This window comes from Streptomyces sp. NPDC058279 (assembly GCF_042881255.1).
GTDB lineage: Bacteria > Actinomycetota > Actinomycetes > Streptomycetales > Streptomycetaceae > Streptomyces.
In genome coordinates, this window is sequence record NZ_JBHVYA010000024.1 from 1 (window position 1) to 19,504 (window position 19,504).

Consider the following 19,504-nt stretch of genomic DNA (forward strand, 5'->3'; position numbering starts at 1 on the left):
CCGCGATCTCCCACAACCCGTCCGGAACAATCCAACTCCACGTACCCCGCCCCATAGCAAGGCCAACGATGCCCCACCACATAGGACACGGTCTATGTCCAGGCCAACTTCTCCGTAGCGGGCAAGTACAGATTCAGCTGCACCCAGGACTTCCTCCATATCGGGTAGCCGAGGTCAGCAGCACGAACAGGCGGGTGCGGCCGCGCGTGGAGTGCTCCTCTTCGCCGGTGGCCCGATAGGAAAGGCACATGACGCCGTCCTGGTGGCTGCGGCAGTTCCCGACCCCCACATGCCGTCCGCGCTCAGGTGGACCTTATTGACTTCAGCTCGTTGGGGTGAACTGTTGCGAAGTCCCTGCTGGGTGCGGGTGGGTGGCTGTATCCGTGATGTGTGAGATATGCGGATGGGGGCGGGCTGACTCCGGCGGGACGTCAGCGGCGCGAGACGGTACGGATGCAGGCGGCTGAACTGTTCGAGCGGCAGATCAAGCCGTCGGAGGTGGCCCGCCAGCTTCGGGTGAGCGTGAAATCGGCTTACCTGTGGCAGCAGTTGTGGCGAGACGGCGGTGTTCAAGCTCTGACCTCGCGCGGTCCGAATGGGTCTCGGTGCCGGCTGTCCCCGTACTGCCTGGAGAAACTGGCAGGGTTTTGGAGGAGGGGCCTGCCGCTCACGGGTGGGTGGAGGACCAGGTGTGGACCGCGTCAAGGGTGGCCACGCTGATCGGCCGGAAGTTCCATGTCCCCTACAGCGTCTCGGGTGCCACCCGGTTGATGCACCGGCTCGGCTTCTCCCCACAGGTGCCCGCGCGGCGGGTCGCCGAGCGCGACGAGCAGGCCGTGAGGGTGTGGCGGGAGGCGACCTGGGCGGAGGTAAAAGGGCTCGGGCGGCCTGCGGGGGCTACGTCTGCTTCGAGGACGAGGCCGGGTTCACCCGCAGGCCGCCCCGGGGACGGACCTGGGGCCGACGGGGCATCACGCCGGTCGTGACCGTCAGCGGCAGGCGTTCGGGCGGCTGTCGGTGGCCGGGCTGATCGCGATGCGGCCGGGTTCCCGGACCTGGCCGTGTCACCGCCTGCGGACCCACCCCGCGGGCAAAGGAACACGCCGCAGCATGAGCGAGCGGGATTTCATCGCCCTCGTCGACGGCGCCCACCAGCTGGTCAGAGCACCGATCGTGCTGGTCTGGGACCGCCTGAACACCCATGTCTCCCGCAAGATGCGAGAACTCGTCGCCGAGCGCAAGTGGCTGACCGTGTTCCTGCTGCCCGCCTACTCACCCGACCTCAACCCCGTCGAGTGGGTGTGGGCACACGTCAAACGAAGCCTCGCCAACCTCGCCGTCATGGCCCTGGACCGACTCGAAACCCTGGTCCGAAACCGCCTTAAACGCCTTCAATACCGACCCCATACCCTCGACGGCTTCATAGCCGGCACCGGCCTCACCCTCGACGACTCAACGTCACCTTGAAGAGCCGAGGTCAGTAGTCGTGAACCCGCCGCGCGAGCGGCCCAGGCCCTCACCTCCCGCACCACCTCCACCAGGCGGGCGTGCAGACTCTGCCACGGCGTTTCGTCCTGATGTTCTGACCCTTCGGCCCCCTTTGAGGCGGGCGCCGGCGGCGGGTCGGTGCGGGCACCCGCCGCATGCTGGTGCGCCCGCACGATGGTGGAGTCGACCGAGACGCCCCAGTCGATCTCACCCGCCGCGTCCGCCGCCGCCTGGACCTGCTGAAACAGACGCTCCCATGGCGGTTCGGGCCGTGGACTGTTTTCCACGGCCCGAACCGTTCGGGCAGGTCACGCCACTGCACCCCGGTCCGTACCCGGGACCGATCAATGTCCGGATTCGCCGGCTGATGGATGAGCTCAAAGACGAGGCATGCGCGGAGGAGTACCGGAGGCTGCTGATCGCCTGGGCCGAGGCAACGCGCGGCGCGGCCACCGCAGGGGTTACGCGGTGGTTGTGTCCTGGCTGCCGGTGTGCGCGACGAGGGCGTGGGCGGCGGTGGGGTGGGCGGGCAGCAGGGTGTTCAACCCGGTGAGGTCGAGCATTCGCTCGAGGCGGTCGGGGACGGCGGCGAGGACCAGGGTGCCGTCGGCGGTCTTGGCGCAGCGGAAGATGCCGACCAGGGCGTTGAAGCCGGAGGAGTCGCAGAAGGTGACGGCGGCGAGGTCCAGGATCAGGTGCCGGTGGCCTTGTTCGATCAGGGCCAGTGCTTGTGCGCGCAGGTGGGGGGCGGTGGCCATGTCGAGTTCCCCGGCGACGTGGGCCACGGCGAGGTCGCCTTCGGTGTGCTGTGCGGTGAGGCGGAAGTCGGTCACGATCTGCTCTCCGGCATCTCGCCGGCGGGGGCGATGGTGTGGGCGGTGGCGGTCGCGGTGAGGCCGTCCGCGATGTCGGCGAGGGGGACGGACAGGGCCAGCAGGGCGACGTCGTCACCGGCCCCGTGGGGCATGGCATTGATGAGGTCGACGGTGTCCCCTATGACCGCCGCCGCGCTGACGGGCCCGGTGCGCGCGGCGAGGAAACGGGTCAGGCCCTCCTCTCCGATCATTTCACCGCCAAGGGTGCGGGCCTCGGTCAGCCCGTCGGTGTAGAGGAGCAGTCCTTCGCCCGGGGCGAGGTGGATGCTGTGGGAGGCGAAGCGTGCGCCATCGAGCGCGCCGATGAGCATGCCGCCCTGGGGGTGCACCGCTTCGACTGTCCCGTGACCGCGCAGGTGGTAGGCCGGGGGGTGCCCGCCGGTGGCCACCGTGACGGTGAACCCTTCCCTCTCGTGCGGCTCAAGGACACCGAAGACGGCGGTGCAAAACCGGGTGCCGACGGCCGGGTCGAGCAGCAGCGCCGTGTTCAGCGAGGTGAGGACCTTGTGGGGGTCCGGGTCGATCAGAGCGGCGGCGCGCAGGGTGTAGCGGGTCAGGGAGGTGACGGTGGCGGCTTCGGGGCCCTTGCCGCACACGTCCCCGAGGAAGAACGCCCATCTCTTGCCGTCGAGGGGGAAGACGTCGTAGAAGTCACCGCCCACGTTCTGCGGGGACGCCGTGGCGTAGTGGCAGGCCAGCTCCAGCCCCGGCACCGCCGGAAGCGCCGGCGGCAGCAGAGTGCGCTGAAGGGTCGAGGCGAACGCCTGAATGGCGGCGGTGTCGCGCTCCGCGCGCTCGCGGGCCTCCTCCTGCTCGACGCGCCGCTCCTGCTCGACGCGCAGGGCGTTCAAGGCCGCCAGGCGCATCTCCATCTCGTCCAGCACGATCGCGGCCAGGTCCGCGAGGGTAGCGGTGTCGTCCTCGGTGATCAGGCGGGGCTTGGTGTCAAGAATGTTCACGGTGCCCAGCCGGTGCCCGTCGTGCGTGACGATCGGAGCCGCGGCATAGAAACGGACGCCCATCGGCCCGGTGACCAGGCCGTTGTTGAAGGCGACGGGGTCGGTGAGTGTGTCCGGGATCACCAGGGTTTCATCGGCGAGGATCGCCGAACCGCACAGGCCCGGCTCCCGGCCGATCTCGCTCACGCCCTCCAGACCGTAGGCAGCCTTGAACCAAATCCGGTCCTCATCCACGATCGTCACGCTCGCCACCGGCACCTTGAACAGCCGGGCCGCCATCGCCGCGACACGGTCGAACGCACCGTCCGGAGGGGTGTCGAGGATGTCGTAGCGGCGCACCGCGTCCATCCGGGCCGCTTCTTCCACGGCACTGAGCGTTAGCCGGCCCGGTGTGTCTTCCGGGCCGGTCGCGTGTCCCGCTTGCGGCATCGTTTGCCTTTCCTTGCCGCGCCGGCCTTGGTGGCCAACGACTGTCGCAGCCTAGACCGGCCCCCGGTCGTCAAGAAACCTGAGCCGGACAGGATGGCACAGACAGCGGACCGCCCTGTCCGAGAACTACCCGCCGCACTTCGAACTCCCGAGGGCATCCCGGACCTGGCGCTACTGGTGCCCGAGGAGGCGAGCGCGCTTAGCACGCTCACCGCCGCCGAGCAGGTCCGGGCGATGACCGGGATGGGCTCGGGCAGGCAGGACGGCGTCGAGGTGACGATCCCCGCAACGGCCCGGTACGACTGCGGCGGCCTGGTCCCGGTGTCCTGGCGCACCGAGCTGTCGGCCCGGTGATGGAGTGGCACCCCGGCGGCGGAATCCGCTGCACCGAGCTGACCCGCCGCCGTACCGGCGTCACGACGACGGCCGCCCCCGTCAGCGCCCGGTGAGCCGGCAGCACGGGTGCCACCGGGCGGACAACGGGGGCGTACCCATGGTCGCGCGGCGGACCTCGTTCAAGCCCTGCTGAACGCCGTGCGACAAACGCGCTAAGACCGTGTCCTATGTGGTGAGGCGGACGAGTCGTTTGTAGCAGCAGAGGGCGGCGGCGAGGCCGAGAAAGGCCAGGTAGTTGCGGGGGTTTCGTTCGTAGCGGTGGTTGAGTCGGCGGTAGCCGGTCAGCCACGACATGGTCCGCTCAATCACCCACCGGCGTCGCCCGAGCCGTTCGCTGGACTCGATGCCCTTGCGGGCGATGCGTACGCCGATCCGCTTGGATCGCCACCATCTATGGCATGAGCGTGATGGTGCTGGAGTTCGACCTAGCCCGGCCGCGCATGAGGTTCCGAGTCATGGTGATACCCACCCCAGTCGGTCCGTGGCGCATCCACGTGCGGATCGCGACAACCGTGACCCAACCCGCTCTCCCTCGCCTGCTCCAGGCGGTGGAACCATGGACTGCGCGGCTGATCCAGCGGCTGGCCCTGATGGTGAACGTCAACGACTTCAACGCCGACCTGGCGACACTCCACTACCAGGAATACCAGGCCCAGCCGCGCCTGGTAGCAGCCGATCAGCATATCGGCAAATACCGCAAATGGGCTGAACGGTTCTACGAACGCCCCGAAGAGCCTCGCTGAGCCCCGCTGCTGACCTGCTGCTCGGGAGACCGGCACGGCCACCAAATGATGCCGCGCAGCGGCACACCGGCGTAGGCGGGTACGCCGACGGCGGTCGCGACGCCGGGCGCCGGCCCCCTGACAGCGGCCGCACGCTGACGACACCTGGAGTCCGACCCACCACGTCAGTGGGACAAACGACAAGCTGTACGTGATGTACCGCCGCTGAGTGAAGGGCATACGCAAACGGCTCCCCTCTCCGACGGCGGAGCCGTTTCGTATACCCGAAGACTGCAGCGCACAGCCCGGCACGATTCGGCCTTCCCCTCGGACGGTGGAGGGGTGGCCGATTTCGGTGTCGGGCTGTGTGCTGCGGCTGGTTCACATGGCGGTCCGGGGTGACGGCGTGAAGTGCGCCGGGTCCGGGGGCCGGGTGTTGTCAGTATTCGCCGTGCTGCTGGCCCTTGTAGTGGTCGTCCTTGTGTCCGCTGGCGTTGATGCAGGTGTTGCCGAAGGCGGGGTTGAGGAGGCCGACGACGTTGACGGTGTTGCCGCAGAGGTTGACGGGGATGTGGATGGGGACCTGGACGACGTTGCCGGACAGGACGCCGGGGGAGCCGATGGCTGCGCCTTCGGCGGTGGCGTCGGCGGCGGCGATGCCGGCGCCGCCTGCCAGGACGGCGCCGGCGGCGGCGGTGGCGGCTACGGCCTTGGCGATTCGGAACATCAACATTCTCCTTGAACTCACTGTTTGTCGGGGGATGCAGCTCGGGCGACGCACCCCCCAACCGTCCGAACCGTCCGCCCGTTACGGGCACTGGGCCGAACCGGTGACCGGATTAATGCGGCCGGTGAACCGTCCGATCTCGCACGCCTGCGCCGGTCACCCCGTCACGACACCCGGGCCGCCTGTCCCGGATCGTGGCGGGATACGAGGGCCGGGAGTGGCGGTGTCAGCTTCGGGTGTCAACGTGCCCGGTTCGATGTCACGCAGGATGCCGAACGTTGTGCTTGTGGTGCGGGGCGCCGGCCGGCTGCGGTTACGGTCGGGCGCAGTCCGCGCCGATAGGGCGTGCGCGGGCGAGGCCCGGTGACCAGAGCGCTCTGGGGTGGTAGTACCGGGCCGCCCCAACACCAGTCGAGGAAGCCCGGCGGATCAACGCCGCGTACGCCGAGTCGGCGAAGCCGCCGACCACGCCTGAGACGGTCGGGAGATCTTCCCCGAAGGCTATTGAGCCGCAGCGAGGAGCGTGCCCAACGGGCGGCGACGTCTGTGGGTCGGGGAGGTCTCGCCCGAGAAGATCCTCCCTGCTCCGAGGCGGCGACGTGACGGCGAGCCTCGGAGCAGGAAGTGGTGACGCACAGCCACCCCTCCGGGGGCGACCGGAGTCCCCACCAGCCAACCGCATCCACTCCCGCCTCGCGGGCGCACCACGCCGGCGGCGCGCCTTCGGTTACTCGAACGCCCGCTGTCGCGGGTCCCATGTGGCGCCCGGAGGACGGTGGAGGCGCTGCTCGCAGAGTCGGGATTCCGGCGAGTCGGAGTGCTTGGGATTCGCCGTCATCGACGTCGTGGTGCCGCCTGCGGCCGGGAGCAGGGTGAGGCGTGCGTTGGCTTCGGTGCTGGAGAATGTGAGGCGAATGGGGTTTCCGCTCCCTGGCGGACCTGCTCCTGGAAGCCGTCCTGACCGCAGGGGCCGACGAAGGTGGCCGCGCTCGGCCGCCGTCTGACCTGCCCGCGCTCCTTGACCGGCACGTGCCCCTGGGCCCGGACCAGGCCGCGGTACGCCTCGGCGTCCGCCGGGTCGACTCCAGGTGGGGTGCTCTACGCCGTCCGGGGGCAGCTCGACGTGCCGTGCCCCGGCATCCCGCCGCCTTCCCGTTCCCGGTACTGCGCGAGGGGCCCGGATGCCCGTTTCGAAGGCGGCTGCGCCCCGGCCGGATGGCGGCAGGAAAACCTCAGTGACCGCTCGGACAAGTCCTGGCTCAGGGACCGACGTACTCGTACACGCCCCCGTGAGGGTGTCGCAGCACCGCTCGGTGACCGTTGGGGGTGGGCTGCGCAGGCATTACCACCGTGGCGCCGGCGGTGACCGCTTCGTCGACGGCTGCGGTCAGATCTGCGACCGTCAGGGTGGCGCTCACCCCGGCGACCTTCTGCACTGCCTCGTCCGGACCGCAGAACAGCAGGAAGGACCCGACACTCGCCAGGTGCACACCGGCTAAGGCGAAGCGGTCGGCCGTGCGGCCCGTCAGTCGCTCGTAAAAGGGGATGGCCGCGTCCAGGTCGTCAACGCGCTGTCGTGCGATCACCGAGTCGATCTTCATCGGCATGCCGGAACTCCTCGTCTGCGTTGGGGGCTTCGTTCAACAATGTCAGGCTTGTCACCGTCATCGTTTCGACCCGGTGTGGCAGGCCCGGCCCAGGGCCGCGCCTGCCACACCGGTCCGGGTCTGTGAACGGTCAGCCGTCGTCACGACCTGCGCGACTGCGCTCGCGCAGCGAGATGCGGTTGCCGTCCGGGTCCACCGTCTCGATGCGGACGCCGAAGCCGTAGTCCACTGGCTCCGGCTCGTCGAAGGTCACACCCCGGTCGCGGAACACCTTGAAGTCCGCGCGCAGGTCGTCCGACTCGAGAATGACCGGGCCGGGCGTTGCGCCCGGCTCGGCCGGCTGGCCGGCGGCCGGGGCGTGCGCCCACAGGAGGATCTCGACGGGACTGCCGGGGACGCCCACGGTGAGGAAACGCCCGCCCGGATTCGGGAAGTCGACGCGCTTCTCCAGGCCCAGCTGCTCGGTGTAGAACCGCAGCGCGCGGTCCTGGTCGGTGACGTACAGCGTCACGTACATGACGTTGGTCAGCATGGAGTGGTCCTTCCACCTGTCGCTCTCTGTCATCTCCCTGACGGCCCCCGGCAGGAGAATGTGACGGATGGACGGAGGGAATCTGCCGATCGACGGCTACGAGGCTTACTGCTGAGGTGGCCGCCACGTTCACGGACGTTCCAGCCCCCGCGGCGCAGGTCGGTCGCGGGTTACCCGCGTTAGTGCAGGGCGCGGGTCAAGTCCCGATCAGCGGCGTCTCCTGCTCCCTACCCGCTGGGGTTACGGCCGCGCCTCTGCTTCTTGCTCTGCGTCCGTCCGCGCCTGCGACTCCGCGCGGGCCGGCTCCGCGGTCCCCGCAGCCGGCTCGTGACACGTCCGCGCGGCCCGCAGAGTCAGCGCGGAGGCGGCGACCAGGCCCACCACCGCGATGCCCGCACCGGACAGGCGCAGCGCGCCGACCGCGATGAGTACGGCGGCCAGAGCAGCCCGGCTACCCCGAAGCAGACGACCGACACGGCCGTCGGGGCGTTCAGGCCCAAGGGGAGCATCAGCGCACCGAAGCCGATGACGATGCCGACCATGGTGGGCCACAACCGCCATCGGCTGAGGAAGCCGGTGATCACCGAACCCAGCACCGCGCCGATGCCGAAGGCCGTGTAGAACGCCGCCAGCACACCGGCCGAGGCGCCCAGATCGTCCGACACGTGCAATGGGAGCGCCACGTACACGGGGCCGAAGCGGAAGAAGAACGCGAAGCTCAGGGCGAGGAGGCCGGAGAGCGCCGGGCTGCGTCGGATCACCGCGAAACCGGCCGACCGCGAGGCCGTGTAGTTCTCGGGCTCCGGGACCGCGTCTTTGGGGACGGCTACCAGGAAGGTCACTGTCAGGACGAGGAACGTCGTCGCGTCCACGGCCAGTACTGTCGCCGGGCCCCCGAATGCGATCAGCAGCGTGGCCAGCGGCGGCCCCACCACCGTGGCGATCGACCCCACACCCGACAGCACGGCGTTGCCCGCCAGGTGGTCGCGCCTTGGCAGCGCCCTGGCGATCAGCGTGTAGACACCCGCCTGACCCCAGGAATGCAGCACGGAGGAGACCGCCAGCAGCGCGACGTACCCCTCAATGCCGAGTGCACCAAAGGCGTGCAGCACCGGGATGACCCCCAGCGCTCCCGCCCGCAACACCGCGTCGCAGCCAGCCAGTTGGCTGGGCGGCCGGTGGAACAGGAAGCGACCGAGCAGCAGCGCGCCCACCGCCCCCGACAGGGTGTAGGCGGCCGCTGCCAGCGCCACCCAGAACCCGCGGTCCACGCCTGGCGCCAGCTCGATCGCCAGCCAGCTCACCGCCACCACGGCCATGCCGTCACCCAGTGACGAGACGGCGAATCCCGGGAGGACCCGCCGCAGCGTCGTGTGACCGATCACCGGCCAGTACGGCGAAGAGCGCATCACACGGCTCAGGTTGGGGTGCACGGGGCTACCTCCACACGTTGACGGAACCTATTCCACGACCCTTCCCCAGGCATCGGCGCGCGAGGTGGCCTTCACCGTTGGGCATAAACGTCACGCCCAGTGCGAACTGAGCCGCTTGGGCACTGTCTGACACGCACATCGACGGCTGTGCTCAAGCGGCGCCCCTTTCGCGAGGCCGGACCCGGTGAGAGTCCGGCCTTTGCGTCTGGATGCATCCGTACGCGGTTGGGGAGGTGTAGAGCGCATGACCAACCGAACCGTCCCCGCAGCTGCAAGAGCTGACCCGGCCGCTGTGGGCGGGCGAGCTGGCCGACGGCGGGTGCAGCAGCTACGACAGGAAATCCCGATCACCACGGCCTGACTGCGCAACCGGCCGTCCCCCTCCTCCATGGGTGATCAACCAGTAGCCGTTTTCGACTCACCTGGTGGACCAACCTGCGCAATACACGCTGTCGCACCAACGGCTGCCGCCCAGGTGAACCCTCGTCTGCAACACACAAAGAGTGAGGCACCCACATTGGGGTGACTCACCTCCCTCCGGCGGCCAGGCAGTGCAACGCCCAAGCGCCTGTTGCCCGCCGGGTTCTTGACCTCGGCCAGGATGCCCCGCGGCGGCAGCGGCTCAAGCCGGGGCCACTGGCCGTTCGTCAGATCCCAACGTCCCACGAGACGTGGGGATGACCGAAAGAGATCCACCTTCGCAACAGGCCATAGCCAGGGTTTAATAAGATGTGATCAGATTATGTGCATTAATGACCACCTGGCTTTGATTCATCCCTGCTTGGGGAGGCTGAGGCGAACAATATCTCGCGGCACTTGGAGGCCTGGTGAACGTAGCGCGATGCATGGCGGTACCGGCCGCAGTGCTTTGCTTCCTGCTCGCTGTTGGGGGCTGCAGTGGAGGCGGGGCAGGCGGGAGTTCGGGCGGGATCGCTGCGTCGGGCGGTGGAGGCTTTGACGATCAGCGTCCGGCCATCCCGGCTGCGCTGATCGGCGACTGGAGCGGCGGCAGTTCCGATGGCTTCGAGTCTTCCGTCTACAGCTTCCGTGAGGACGGTTCGTTCAGCCAGGACATCCTCGGCCAGCGCATCACCGGCCGCTTCGCGGTCAGCGGAAACCAGTTGACGATGTACCCGGCAGGGGGAGCGCCGCTCACGTTCCGGTGGGGTATCGGACAAGATGGCTACCTATACCTCGATGGCGAGAGTTACGTGCGATTCAGGTGATTCCGCCTCCGGCCGGGGATCCGGCTGCCAGCCACTGCTGGAACTCGACGTGCGGAGCAGGCCGACCTGGTGTGACCACTTGAGGAACCGCCGGAGCCTTGGGGGAAGTTGCCCTGGAGACCCAACAGGAATACCAAGTGCCTTCGACCGCCGCCGAACGTCATAACCCAGCGCGCAGATACGGCCAGCAGGCCCACGGCAGCGAGGTCGAGGCCGGGCACCGAGGTAGGCGTAAGCTATTAGAAAACGACATCACCCACCATGCGGTAATCGTGTCGTCGACCTCGCCGCGAAGGTCTGGCAGATCGCGCTGAGGGTGGTCAAACGCAGTGACGACACCAGAGGGTTCGCGGTGCTGCCGAAGGGAGGACGTCGCCACCTCGTACGCCCCGGGGCACACCTCCCGCCAACGGCAACAGCCACGCTCATCTGGCGTCGGTCGGATACATGCTGCCAAATGCCTGGCCGATACCGGAGCCATTGAGAATCACATCAATACGGCGGTGAGGTGGCGCTACGTATTCCGGGGTGATCTCCTCATCGGGTGCTTGATGTTCATTGCCGCCGGGACTTCCGGCCCGTGGAAGCTCTCGCACCGGCCTCCGCGGAGGTGGTGGACCTGATGGCGATGCTGGAGAAGTCCGTCAGCGAGGCCAGAGCCTCCCGCACTGGCGGTGACGCCACCATCCATGATCTGCCCGTCGCGAAGAAGACCACGAAAAAGACCACGAAGAAGATGGCCACGAAGCAGACTCCGGCGAAGAAGACGACCGGCCGCAACCCCGCAGCGCCTGAGGGCCGGGCCCCGCCCTGCGCGGGCTGGGGGTTCGGTTGGGGAAGCATCCAAATCGGCGAGCATCTGATCACCGTCGACCCCGGCCATCCGTGGACCGGCTCGTATCGCCCCGCCCGATGCTCCGATAACGCGGCACCCACCAGCGATGGCCCGGATGTGCGTCTCGAGGCTCCAGCGGGCGCTGCGGCATCCTGTCCACTGTCAACTGCGCGTCTCAACGTGCTCCGTCCTTCGGGCGCGCCGGAAGCGTCCTCTAACCCAGTCGGCGAGACGTCGCATGACGGAGGGGACATCCGCCCTGTGTTTGGCGGTCCAGGGGTCCCTGGCCGCGTCCGCTCTGACACTGCTGCGCTTGTGCACGGTGATTCTCAGTTTCGCGTCGGGGCCGAGGACGGGAAGACCCCGCGCGCCTGGGGGCAGTGTGATCTCGGAGACGTGGTGGTGTGGCTTCGGTAGGAAATGCATCGTCTGCTTAGCAATCGGGTCGAAGCGGTCGTTCTCGCCTTCCACAGTGGACTTCCACGCCGCCCAAGACTTCGGGATGGTCCCGTCCCGAGGGGATTCCATGTCGATGATGAGCCAGTCCCCCCAATCGGGAACTTGCTCAAGGTGGTCGTCGGGGATGAAGGTGCCATTGCGTTCGCTGAGCTTGGACACCTGGAGGGTGAGCGTGTAGCGCATCCGACGTTGATGCGGCGACCCGGCCCGGGCTTTCGATGGCGGCTGCTTGATCGCAGCTCGGCCGGGATTTAGGAGGAATGTGCTGACCAGCGGGACAGAGCAGCGAGATGCGCCGCGGTGACGCTTGATCTCCTCGCTGAGTAGGACCGGGCACCAGTGGTCGGCCCGTTGCTCGCTCATCACGATAGGCAGGCCACGGATCGCGAGGCGAGTGTCGGCCTGCCACCCGGAATCGCCGGGAGCCGCAGGTAGGCCGACCAACTCCATGCCGATCTGCCACCGACCGAAGAGGAATCGCCGCAGATTCTGGTACCCCTCCTCTGAGTTGACCAGCCCGTAGCGGCCGGAGTGTGATCTGTGGACGTACGCCCGATGCGCGCCGCGGACATACGCATTCTCGATGAGCACCAGGCCATCGCTCATCGGCCCGACCGCGTGCCGGGATGCCCCGCGCGCGGCTTCGTAGTCCTTCGAGTTTGTGCCAACCAGGCAGAAGATGTCGGCAGCGGCGAAAACCTTCTCCGGAATCACCTGCGGATCCCACTTGACGGAGGACGGAGGCGTGTCCCCATAGGTTGCGTGAGGGGTGAGGTAGCCGTACATCCTCCCTGGGTCGAAGACGTCCGAGCCCGAGGGCCCGAACGTCCTCTGGAACCAGTCGACCCCCCATGGCCGAAGCGCGATTCCACCATGCGGCGTGCCGTAGGTGAAGAATCTCGCGACCAGTTTTCTCGCGGCGACTCGCGGGGCACCCTGAACAGGTGGTATCGGCCGGCGCTTCATCCGAAGCTTCTCGCGCAGTCTTCTCATCTGTCGCCTCACCGGTCCACGGCGGCGGCCGCCTCCTTCACCAATGGGCAGAAAACAGATCTTCTGCATTATGCAGCGGACGACGAGACCTCCCATGGAGTGAGCCACCAGATGAACCTTCGGCGCGCCCGTCTTTTCCAGGATGAGCATGATCAGGTCATACAGGCCCTCCGTAGCAGTTTCGATGTCAAATCCGTCAGCGGTGGCTTTCCGATGCACCTTCCTGTAGACACGCGCGGCAACGTTCTTATCCGGCGGCTTCACGAAGGTAGTCGCCGCCTGGTCGTAGAACCGGTAGATCCATAGCGACCTCTCCTCCAGCTCGCCAGGCTTCGCCTCGCGGAGGTACCGGCTCTGGTCTCCCTCGACGAGCAGCTCATAGTCCTCATCAATCATCAGGCGTAGTAGCGGCCCTTCGAACTGATGGAACATCGGATCACCGTCTCCGCCGACTCGGACGTGCGTAGCACCGAGGTTGAACCCGTAAAACGGATCGTTCACAGCCTCGTCAATGCCGGATGTCGAGCCTGCGTACCCCCGCACGTAGATGATCGGAAGCCTGTCCATTGCGCTCCTTCGTGTGGAACCAAAGGAATACCCGCCGGGGGGAGGGGTCTCCCGGAGCCGGTGCAGCGTCACTCGTGCGGCCGGACCATCCGGGGCGGGAGCGCGTTTGCGCAGGTAGGCGCGGAATCCTCGTGAGCTGTAGGCCTTGTCGGCGATGACGTGGTCCGGTCGGCAACGGGGCCGGCCCAGGCCGGCGCGGGGCACCCGGATGCGTTCGAGCAGAGGTCGTGCGCAGATGCCGTCGTGTCGTTGGCCGGGAGTCGGCAGTACGGCCAGGGGCCGGCCGCGGCCATCGCAGGCGAGATGGATTTTGGTGGTCAGGCCTCCGCGGGATCGACCGAGGGCGTGATCGTCCGGTTCGTCCGTCCGGTGTTTCCCCCTTTTCGGCCGGTGGCGGCGGCGTGTTGGTGGGCGCGGACGATGGTGGAGTCGATCTGGACCAGCCAGTCGATGTCACCGGTGGCGTCGGCCCGGGCCTGGATCTGTTGCAGGGCCCGGGTGAACACTCCGTCGATGGCATAGCGGCGGAAGCGGGTGTAGACCGACTTCCACGAGCCGTAACGTTCCGGCAGGTCACGCCAGGAAACGCCGGTCCGGATCTTGTAGACCATCCCGTTGACGACCCTGCGGTCCTCCGCGCGAGGACGGCCTCTGCCGGCACTCGGTATCAGCGGGGCCAGCAACTCCCACTCGGCATCGGACAGTTCATGACGACGAATCACGACACCATGATCCATCATCGAACGATCATTTGAAGACGGACCCTAGTACTGCAACGGTCTTTGCTGTGATGGTTTGTTGGTTTCTGGTGGTGTGTGGCCACGTCGTTTGTAGTGGCTCATGCGGGCTTGGAACTGTCGCCGCCGTCGCCAGTGTGACCAGTGCAGGACGTGGTCGATGCCGGGACGTGGCCGTGCGAGTCGGCTGATCAGGCGTCGGAGTTCGGGGAGGGTGAGGGGTATGAGCTGGGAGGATCCGTTTCTGCTTTCCCGGTGTCGAGTTCGCGGGCTCGCAGGACGGTGAGGCAGGCGTGGGCGGCCATGGCCAGGGTCATGTGGCGGTGCCAGCCGTCATAGCGGCGGACCTGGTAGTCGTCCAGGCCGCACTCCTGCTTGGCGGTCTGGAAGCATTCCTCGACCGCCCACCTGCTTCCCGTGACGCGAATGAGCTCATCCAGTGTGCTCTCGGCCGGGCAGTAGGCGATGTAGTACGAGATTTCCTCGGGCCGGCGGACACTTCGGCGGGCGATCACCCAGTGCTGGCGGTCCTCGCGGTGCCAGGGCCGGACCTCGACCCTGGCCCAGTCGTAGACCCTCGGGCCATGGGCACCATAGCCGCAGGAACGACGCTTCCACTTCTGCCGGGGCAACCCGGGGAACAGGTCGTGAACGGGATGGTCCATGGCCCAGCGGGTGACGACTGTGTCGTGGCGGGTGGTGGCCATGACGTGGAAGACATCCGCCCGCTCGAGCTCGGACCGCCAGCCCTTGGAGAAGCCGTAGGCGGCGTCCGCGGTCACCCACCGGAACGGGATCTTCTCGGCGATCGCCCGGCGGACCATGGCCTTGGCGATCACCACTTTCGTTTCGAAAGCGACCGTGTCGTCGATGCCGGCGGCCCGGCATCGGTCGCGGTCGTCCGTCCATGACGTGGGGAGATAGAGGCGGCGGTCGATCAACGTGCGGCCGCGGCTGCCGGCATAGGCGAGGAACACTCCGATCTGGGAGTTCTCCGTCCGGCCGGCGGTTCCGGAGTACTGCCGCTGGACACCGGCCGAGCGGACACCCTTCTTCAGGAACCCGGTGTCGTACACGATCAGCACCGCATCCCGGTCGCCGAGGTGGTCGATGACGTAGTCGCGGACGTCGTCCAAGACCTCGTCCGCGTCCCAGACGATCCGGTTCAACAGCCGGTGGATCCGGTCCGGACCTGCATGCCCTGCCTCCTCGGCAAGCGTCCAGCCGTTCTTCCGCTCCAACGGGGCTATCAGCCCCCGCATATAGGCAAGAGCCGACTCCCGCGGCTCCGACCTCGAGAAACGGTGCACGAACCGCTCATGCAGAGCCTTCAGTTCACCAGCCCACAACCGGGCCTCGGCAAGTTCCCCACCCACGAACTGACCAACGACCGACCTGCCCAACCGTCACGGCAAACACCGTTGCAGTACTAGGCCCCTGGATCCCTGTCTCCTCGACGCGCCCCGCCGGACCGGGCTCCCATCCCTTGGCTTCGTCACTGATTTCGAGGACCCGGGCAGCAGCACAAGGCAACGCCCCTTGCCGTCCTGGCAAGGGGCGTTGCGGGTTGTCAACGGCTGCGGCCCCAGGGAGCATCCCCTCGTCTCCGAAGCGGTGAGTCACCCAAATCGGGGTGACCACCGGCCGCCCTCCACCGGTTGCCGGTACCCGCGGTCCGGTGGAAGGGAGCCCCCTTGGGGGCCCGCGCCGGGCGTTTCGATCAGGGCTGGTGTCGGTGGGTCCGTGAGGTGCACGGCCGATAGCGCACAGTTCCCCGCTGCGCGCTGCGCGCTGCGCCGCGTCCCCAAGCGGCGCACGGCAGCACGATCCACTTCACCGAATTCGTGCCTGAACCGAGTTCAACCGTCGCCGAGAGAGGCCCCGGCATCCACCATCACACTTTCGCGGCAGGCATGGACGGGTCTGTCAGGCCCATGCCGGGGACCATCCGGCCCTGTCTGCGAACCCCGCGATGGAGGCAGCATGAGCTGACCCTTGCCGGAACCCGGGAGAACAAGAAGAGGTGGCGTCGTGAAGGCACTCGTTTTCCAGGGGCCGGGGCGCACTGTGTGGCGGGACGTGCCGGATCCTGCGATCAGGGATCCCGCCGACGTGATCGTGCGCGTGGACGCCACGACCATTTGCGGTACGGACCTGCACATCGTCAAGGGTGACCTACCGGAAGTCGTTCCCGGTCGGGTGCTTGGTCACGAGGCCGTGGGCACAGTGGTGGGGAGCGGCGGTGACGTCCGCTCGGTGCGGTCGGGCGACCGGGTGCTGATCTCTTGCATCTCGTCGTGCGGCCGGTGCCGGTTCTGCCGCGAGCGCCGCTACGGCCAGTGCCGCGGGGGCGGCGGCTGGGTGCTCGGCCACAGCATCGACGGCACCCAGGCCGAATACGTCCGGGTACCGTTCGCCGACCTTTCCGTGTACCCGTTGCCGAGCACGGTCGACAGTGCCGACGCTGTCCTGCTGGCGGACATCTTTCCCACCGCCTACGAAGTGGGAGTATTGAACGGCAACGTGCGGCCCGGGGACACCGTCGTCGTGGTCGGCGCGGGCCCCGTCGGGCTCGCGGCCATCGCCACGGCCCGGCTCTTCTCGCCGGCCCGCATCATCGCCGTGGACCTCGGGCCGTCCCGGCTGGCGAAGGCCCGCGAGTTCGGCGCAGAAGCGACCGTGAGCGCCGCCGAGGAGCCGGAACGGCTGGTGGACGACCTGACCGACGACCTCGGTGCGGATGTCGTCATGGAGGCCGTCGGCTTGCCGGAGGCATTTGAGATGTGCACGCGCATGGTCCGCCCGGGCGGACGGATCGCGAACATCGGCGTCCACGGCAAACCGGCAACCCTGCACCTCGAGGACCTGTGGGCCAAGGACATCACCCTCACCACCGGGCTGGTGGACACCTACTCCACACCGATGCTGCTGCGCATGCTGGCAGCGGGCCGGCTGCCGACATCGTCGCTGCTCACCCATCGCTTCGAGCTGCGTCAGATGCAAGAAGCTTATGAGGTGTTTTCCCACGCGGGGGAGACGGGCGCGCTGAAGGTCGTGCTGGGTGAGTCGCGGCACGACGATCTGGCGGTATCGAACCCATCGAGAACCCAGCGGACGTGAGGGGCATTCCCGGGACCGGTTCTGAACGGGCTCCGGTGGCCGTCGGGCCGCAGCGGCCCGACGGCGGACGGAGCACCCACGGATGTTCGTGGGTACTCCGTCCGCCGTTCCGCACAACCCCGCCGTACGGCGGGTCTTGGGTCATCCAATGCTGACCGCCCCGTTCGTCAGGGGTCGGCCGGGGGTCGAAGCGGTGCTCTCCGGTGAAGCGGTGCTCTCCGGTGTGGGCGGTGCCGGGACCGCCGAGGCCGCGGCTTCGCGGGCGAGGAAGGCCCCCAGTTCGCCGATGGTGCTCATCAGCGGCGCGGGGAAGACGACGGTGGTGTTCTTGTCGACGCCGATCTCCACAAGGCTCTGCAGGTTGCGTAGTTGGAGGGCGAGCGGGTGGGCCATCATGGTGTCGGAGGCGTCACCGAGTGCGGCGGCGGCCAGCGACTCGCCCTCGGCGTTGATGATCTTGGCCCTCTTCTCCCGTTCGGCCTCGGCCTGGCGGGCCATCGCGCGCTTCATGCTGTCGGGCAGCTGGATGTCCTTCAGTTCGACCAGGGTGACCTCCACGCCCCATTCGGCGGTGGTGACATCGAGGATCTCGCGGATGCCGAGGTTGATGCGGTCGGTCTCCGACAGTGTCTCGTCGAGGGTGTGCTGGCCGACGACCTTGCGCAGGGTGGTCTGGGCGATCTGGTTGATGGCCGCGCCCACGTTCTCGATCGCGATGACCGACTTCACCGCATCGACGACACGGAAGTAGGCGACAGCCGATACGTCGACGCTGACGTTGTCCCGGGTGATGATGCCTTGGGACTGGATGGGCATGGTGACGATCCGCAGGGACACCCTGTGCAGGACGTCGGCGAAGGGCACGATGACCCGCAGGCCCGGCGCCCGGGTGCCGACGAGTCGGCCGAAGCGGAACAGCACGCCCTGCTCGTACTGCTTGACGACCTTGACCGCCATGGCGAGTGCGAGCAGGACGAGAACTACGAGGACGACCAGGAGAACGATCAGAACTCCCATGCTAGTGCTCCTCCCGGATAGGACGGCACCCCGCCGGGGTGAGGTCCCGAGTGTGTGGCGGAGCACGGGGATGACCCGGATCCGTCGCGGGCTGCGCACCTGTACGGCTTGGTGCTGCGAGCCTGCCTGTCTCCAGGGTCGCTCTGCCCCGGCCCGCCGGGCAGGGGCCGAACGGTCCACGTTTTCCTGACGCATCCCACCGAGCCCGCTTCGTCACCGGAGGGCGCTGTCGGTACTGCGATCCGGTGGCGTGAGGCGAGAATCGTCGAACCGCGCGGTGAGCCGGTCGGTCACCGCGACGACTCCGTCCAACTGTCCGGCGAGCCGCACGACGATGGCAATCTGGCTGCTCCTCGCCAGCCGGCCGTCCAGGGTGACCATCCCGTCCACGACGCGCACGTCCACCGCGTCGGCGCCGAGACCCATGGTCTCCGCGAGTACGTCCTCGATCACACACCTGCGAATCTCGTGGTCCGGGCGCAGGAAAACACGGAGCAGGTCCCGTCGGGTCACGATGCCGACCAGACGGTCCTCTTCGTCGACGACAGGGAGCCTCCCCACGCCGCGCCGGGTCATGAGCCGGGCGGCCTCCGTGACGTTCTGCTCGGCGTGGACGGTGACGGCCGGCGCTGACATGAGTTCCTGGGCGGTGAGGTCGTCGCGGGCGATGAGATCGGTATGCGAGACGACCCCGATGACGCGATCCTCCTCGTCGACGACCGGAGCTCCGCTGATGTCATGTTCGACGAGCAGCGCGGCCACGTCCGCGAACGGAGTCCGCCCGGCGACCGAGACGACCTCGTCGGTCATCAGGAAGCCGACTTTGGCATGCTTCATGTCCGGCCCTCCTCGGCGTCGGCCGGTGGGCGTGCCTTGCGGAGCGCCCTCACCAGCCACCATCCGCCGTGGCAGCCCGCGAAGCGAGGGCCGAACGGTCCTGTGCCTGGACTGACCGGTCCCGGCGGTGCGCGGTCGACGAAGTGGTGCGTGGCGGGGCAAGGGACCTTCGGTCCCTCGACTGCCCCTGCGGCCCACTCCTCGGGCCGCCCCGGGTGACAGCGTGACCGCACACCCCCGCCGCTGGTCGACAGAGGAGGAAGCCATGAAAGGCCGACCCAACACGTCCAGCCTCGGTTCGGTCGTCGTCGGTGTCGACGGATCGCACACCGCACGGACAGCGGCAGCTGGGCCGCCGCCGAGGCGGCAGCCCGCGGCAACAGCACCCCTCACCTCTGCGGTCTCGGAGCTATTCCGGCAGTTCCCGTCACCACGGAGTACAGCCGCCGGGACCCTGTCTCTGGCCTGCAGCGGGTGGCGGCGTATTAGGGCACCACTGTGGTCACCGCGGCTGCCCGGCAGCCGTGCTCTGCGGGACATCGAGA

At 67.9% G+C, this 19,504-nt stretch carries 18 protein-coding genes and 3 pseudogenes; 7 read left to right on the forward strand and 14 right to left on the reverse strand.

Going from position 1 to position 19,504, the window contains the following annotated elements; translation table 11 throughout:
• Positions 1-453 precede the first annotated feature (453 nt).
• The 3 genes from ACFVXJ_RS29000 (at position 454) to ACFVXJ_RS29010 (ending at position 1,467) form a co-directional block, all read left to right on the forward strand.
• Complete coding sequence (locus ACFVXJ_RS29000; RefSeq protein ID WP_389666164.1) at positions 454-720, forward strand: helix-turn-helix domain-containing protein; 267 nt, start codon at positions 454-456, stop codon at positions 718-720.
• Entirely contained in the window at positions 708-986 is a 279-nt protein-coding gene (locus ACFVXJ_RS29005) for a winged helix-turn-helix domain-containing protein (RefSeq protein WP_389666166.1), read from the forward strand. The genes ACFVXJ_RS29000 and ACFVXJ_RS29005 overlap by 13 nt, the downstream gene beginning before the upstream one ends.
• A gap of 124 nt (positions 987-1,110) precedes the next feature.
• The gene (locus ACFVXJ_RS29010; protein WP_389666168.1) at positions 1,111-1,467 is read left to right on the forward strand and encodes a transposase; all 357 of its coding nucleotides are present in this window, start codon (positions 1,111-1,113) and stop codon (positions 1,465-1,467) included.
• 18 nt (positions 1,468-1,485) lie between these two features.
• On the opposite strand, the pseudogene ACFVXJ_RS29015 reads toward ACFVXJ_RS29010, so the two are convergent.
• The 3 genes and pseudogenes from ACFVXJ_RS29015 to ACFVXJ_RS29025 all read right to left on the reverse strand — a co-directional run.
• Positions 1,486-1,825, reverse strand: a pseudogene (locus ACFVXJ_RS29015) (transposase); the annotation flags it as partial.
• Between the two features lie 124 nt (positions 1,826-1,949).
• Complete coding sequence (locus tag ACFVXJ_RS29020; protein WP_389666170.1) at positions 1,950-2,321, reverse strand: STAS domain-containing protein; 372 nt, start codon at positions 2,319-2,321, stop codon at positions 1,950-1,952.
• The gene (locus tag ACFVXJ_RS29025) at positions 2,318-3,688 is read right to left on the reverse strand and encodes a PP2C family protein-serine/threonine phosphatase (RefSeq protein WP_389666172.1); all 1,371 of its coding nucleotides are present in this window, start codon (positions 3,686-3,688) and stop codon (positions 2,318-2,320) included. The genes ACFVXJ_RS29020 and ACFVXJ_RS29025 overlap by 4 nt, the downstream gene beginning before the upstream one ends.
• A gap of 156 nt (positions 3,689-3,844) precedes the next feature.
• Here ACFVXJ_RS29025 and ACFVXJ_RS29030 point away from each other — a divergent pair, with 156 nt between their 5' ends.
• Complete coding sequence (locus ACFVXJ_RS29030; RefSeq protein ID WP_389666173.1) at positions 3,845-4,105, forward strand: hypothetical protein; 261 nt, start codon at positions 3,845-3,847, stop codon at positions 4,103-4,105.
• 207 nt (positions 4,106-4,312) lie between these two features.
• On the opposite strand, the pseudogene ACFVXJ_RS29035 reads toward ACFVXJ_RS29030, so the two are convergent.
• Positions 4,313-4,540: pseudogene (locus ACFVXJ_RS29035) on the reverse strand (transposase); the annotation flags it as partial.
• 5 nt (positions 4,541-4,545) lie between these two features.
• On the opposite strand from ACFVXJ_RS29035, the gene ACFVXJ_RS29040 reads away from it, so the two are divergent.
• Positions 4,546-4,890, forward strand: a complete 345-nt coding sequence (locus ACFVXJ_RS29040) for a hypothetical protein (protein ID WP_389666175.1) — start codon at positions 4,546-4,548, stop codon at positions 4,888-4,890.
• A 418-nt stretch (positions 4,891-5,308) separates the two neighbouring features.
• Here ACFVXJ_RS29040 and ACFVXJ_RS29045 read toward each other — a convergent pair whose 3' ends face one another.
• The 4 genes from ACFVXJ_RS29045 to ACFVXJ_RS29060 form a co-directional block, all read right to left on the reverse strand.
• The gene (locus ACFVXJ_RS29045; RefSeq protein WP_389666177.1) at positions 5,309-5,596 is read right to left on the reverse strand and encodes a chaplin; all 288 of its coding nucleotides are present in this window, start codon (positions 5,594-5,596) and stop codon (positions 5,309-5,311) included.
• Between the two features lie 1,259 nt (positions 5,597-6,855).
• Complete coding sequence (locus ACFVXJ_RS29050) at positions 6,856-7,203, reverse strand: VOC family protein (RefSeq protein WP_389666178.1); 348 nt, start codon at positions 7,201-7,203, stop codon at positions 6,856-6,858.
• 130 nt (positions 7,204-7,333) lie between these two features.
• Positions 7,334-7,735, reverse strand: coding sequence for a VOC family protein (locus ACFVXJ_RS29055; RefSeq protein ID WP_389666180.1), 402 nt, complete (start codon positions 7,733-7,735; stop codon positions 7,334-7,336).
• 353 nt (positions 7,736-8,088) lie between these two features.
• Complete coding sequence (locus tag ACFVXJ_RS29060; RefSeq protein ID WP_389666182.1) at positions 8,089-9,168, reverse strand: MFS transporter; 1,080 nt, start codon at positions 9,166-9,168, stop codon at positions 8,089-8,091.
• 827 nt (positions 9,169-9,995) lie between these two features.
• On the opposite strand from ACFVXJ_RS29060, the gene ACFVXJ_RS29065 reads away from it, so the two are divergent.
• Complete coding sequence (locus ACFVXJ_RS29065; RefSeq protein WP_389666184.1) at positions 9,996-10,394, forward strand: lipocalin family protein; 399 nt, start codon at positions 9,996-9,998, stop codon at positions 10,392-10,394.
• 997 nt (positions 10,395-11,391) lie between these two features.
• Here ACFVXJ_RS29065 and ACFVXJ_RS29070 read toward each other — a convergent pair.
• From ACFVXJ_RS29070 to ACFVXJ_RS29085, 4 genes and pseudogenes are all read right to left on the reverse strand, one after another.
• Positions 11,392-13,248, reverse strand: coding sequence for an esterase/lipase family protein (locus ACFVXJ_RS29070; protein ID WP_389666186.1), 1,857 nt, complete (start codon positions 13,246-13,248; stop codon positions 11,392-11,394).
• A 165-nt stretch (positions 13,249-13,413) separates the two neighbouring features.
• Positions 13,414-13,569: pseudogene (locus ACFVXJ_RS29075) on the reverse strand (transposase); the annotation flags it as partial.
• Positions 13,566-13,970, reverse strand: a complete 405-nt coding sequence (locus ACFVXJ_RS29080; RefSeq protein ID WP_389666187.1) for an IS5 family transposase — start codon at positions 13,968-13,970, stop codon at positions 13,566-13,568. The pseudogene ACFVXJ_RS29075 and the gene ACFVXJ_RS29080, both read right to left, overlap by 4 nt.
• Before the next feature lie 206 nt (positions 13,971-14,176).
• Positions 14,177-15,361, reverse strand: coding sequence for an IS701 family transposase (locus ACFVXJ_RS29085; protein WP_389666189.1), 1,185 nt, complete (start codon positions 15,359-15,361; stop codon positions 14,177-14,179).
• 655 nt (positions 15,362-16,016) lie between these two features.
• Between ACFVXJ_RS29085 and ACFVXJ_RS29090 the strand changes: the two genes are divergently transcribed.
• A complete protein-coding gene (locus tag ACFVXJ_RS29090; RefSeq protein WP_389666191.1) occupies positions 16,017-17,105 on the forward strand; it encodes an alcohol dehydrogenase catalytic domain-containing protein in 1,089 nt (362 codons plus the stop codon).
• Positions 17,106-17,246: 141 nt separating this feature from the next.
• On the opposite strand, the gene ACFVXJ_RS29095 is transcribed toward ACFVXJ_RS29090, so the two are convergent.
• Together ACFVXJ_RS29095 and ACFVXJ_RS29100 are read right to left on the reverse strand one after the other, a co-directional pair.
• A complete protein-coding gene (locus ACFVXJ_RS29095) occupies positions 17,247-18,122 on the reverse strand; it encodes a slipin family protein (RefSeq protein WP_389666192.1) in 876 nt (291 codons plus the stop codon).
• Between the two features lie 213 nt (positions 18,123-18,335).
• The gene (locus tag ACFVXJ_RS29100; protein ID WP_389666194.1) at positions 18,336-18,959 is read right to left on the reverse strand and encodes a CBS domain-containing protein; all 624 of its coding nucleotides are present in this window, start codon (positions 18,957-18,959) and stop codon (positions 18,336-18,338) included.
• Positions 18,960-19,504: the final 545 nt, after the last annotated feature.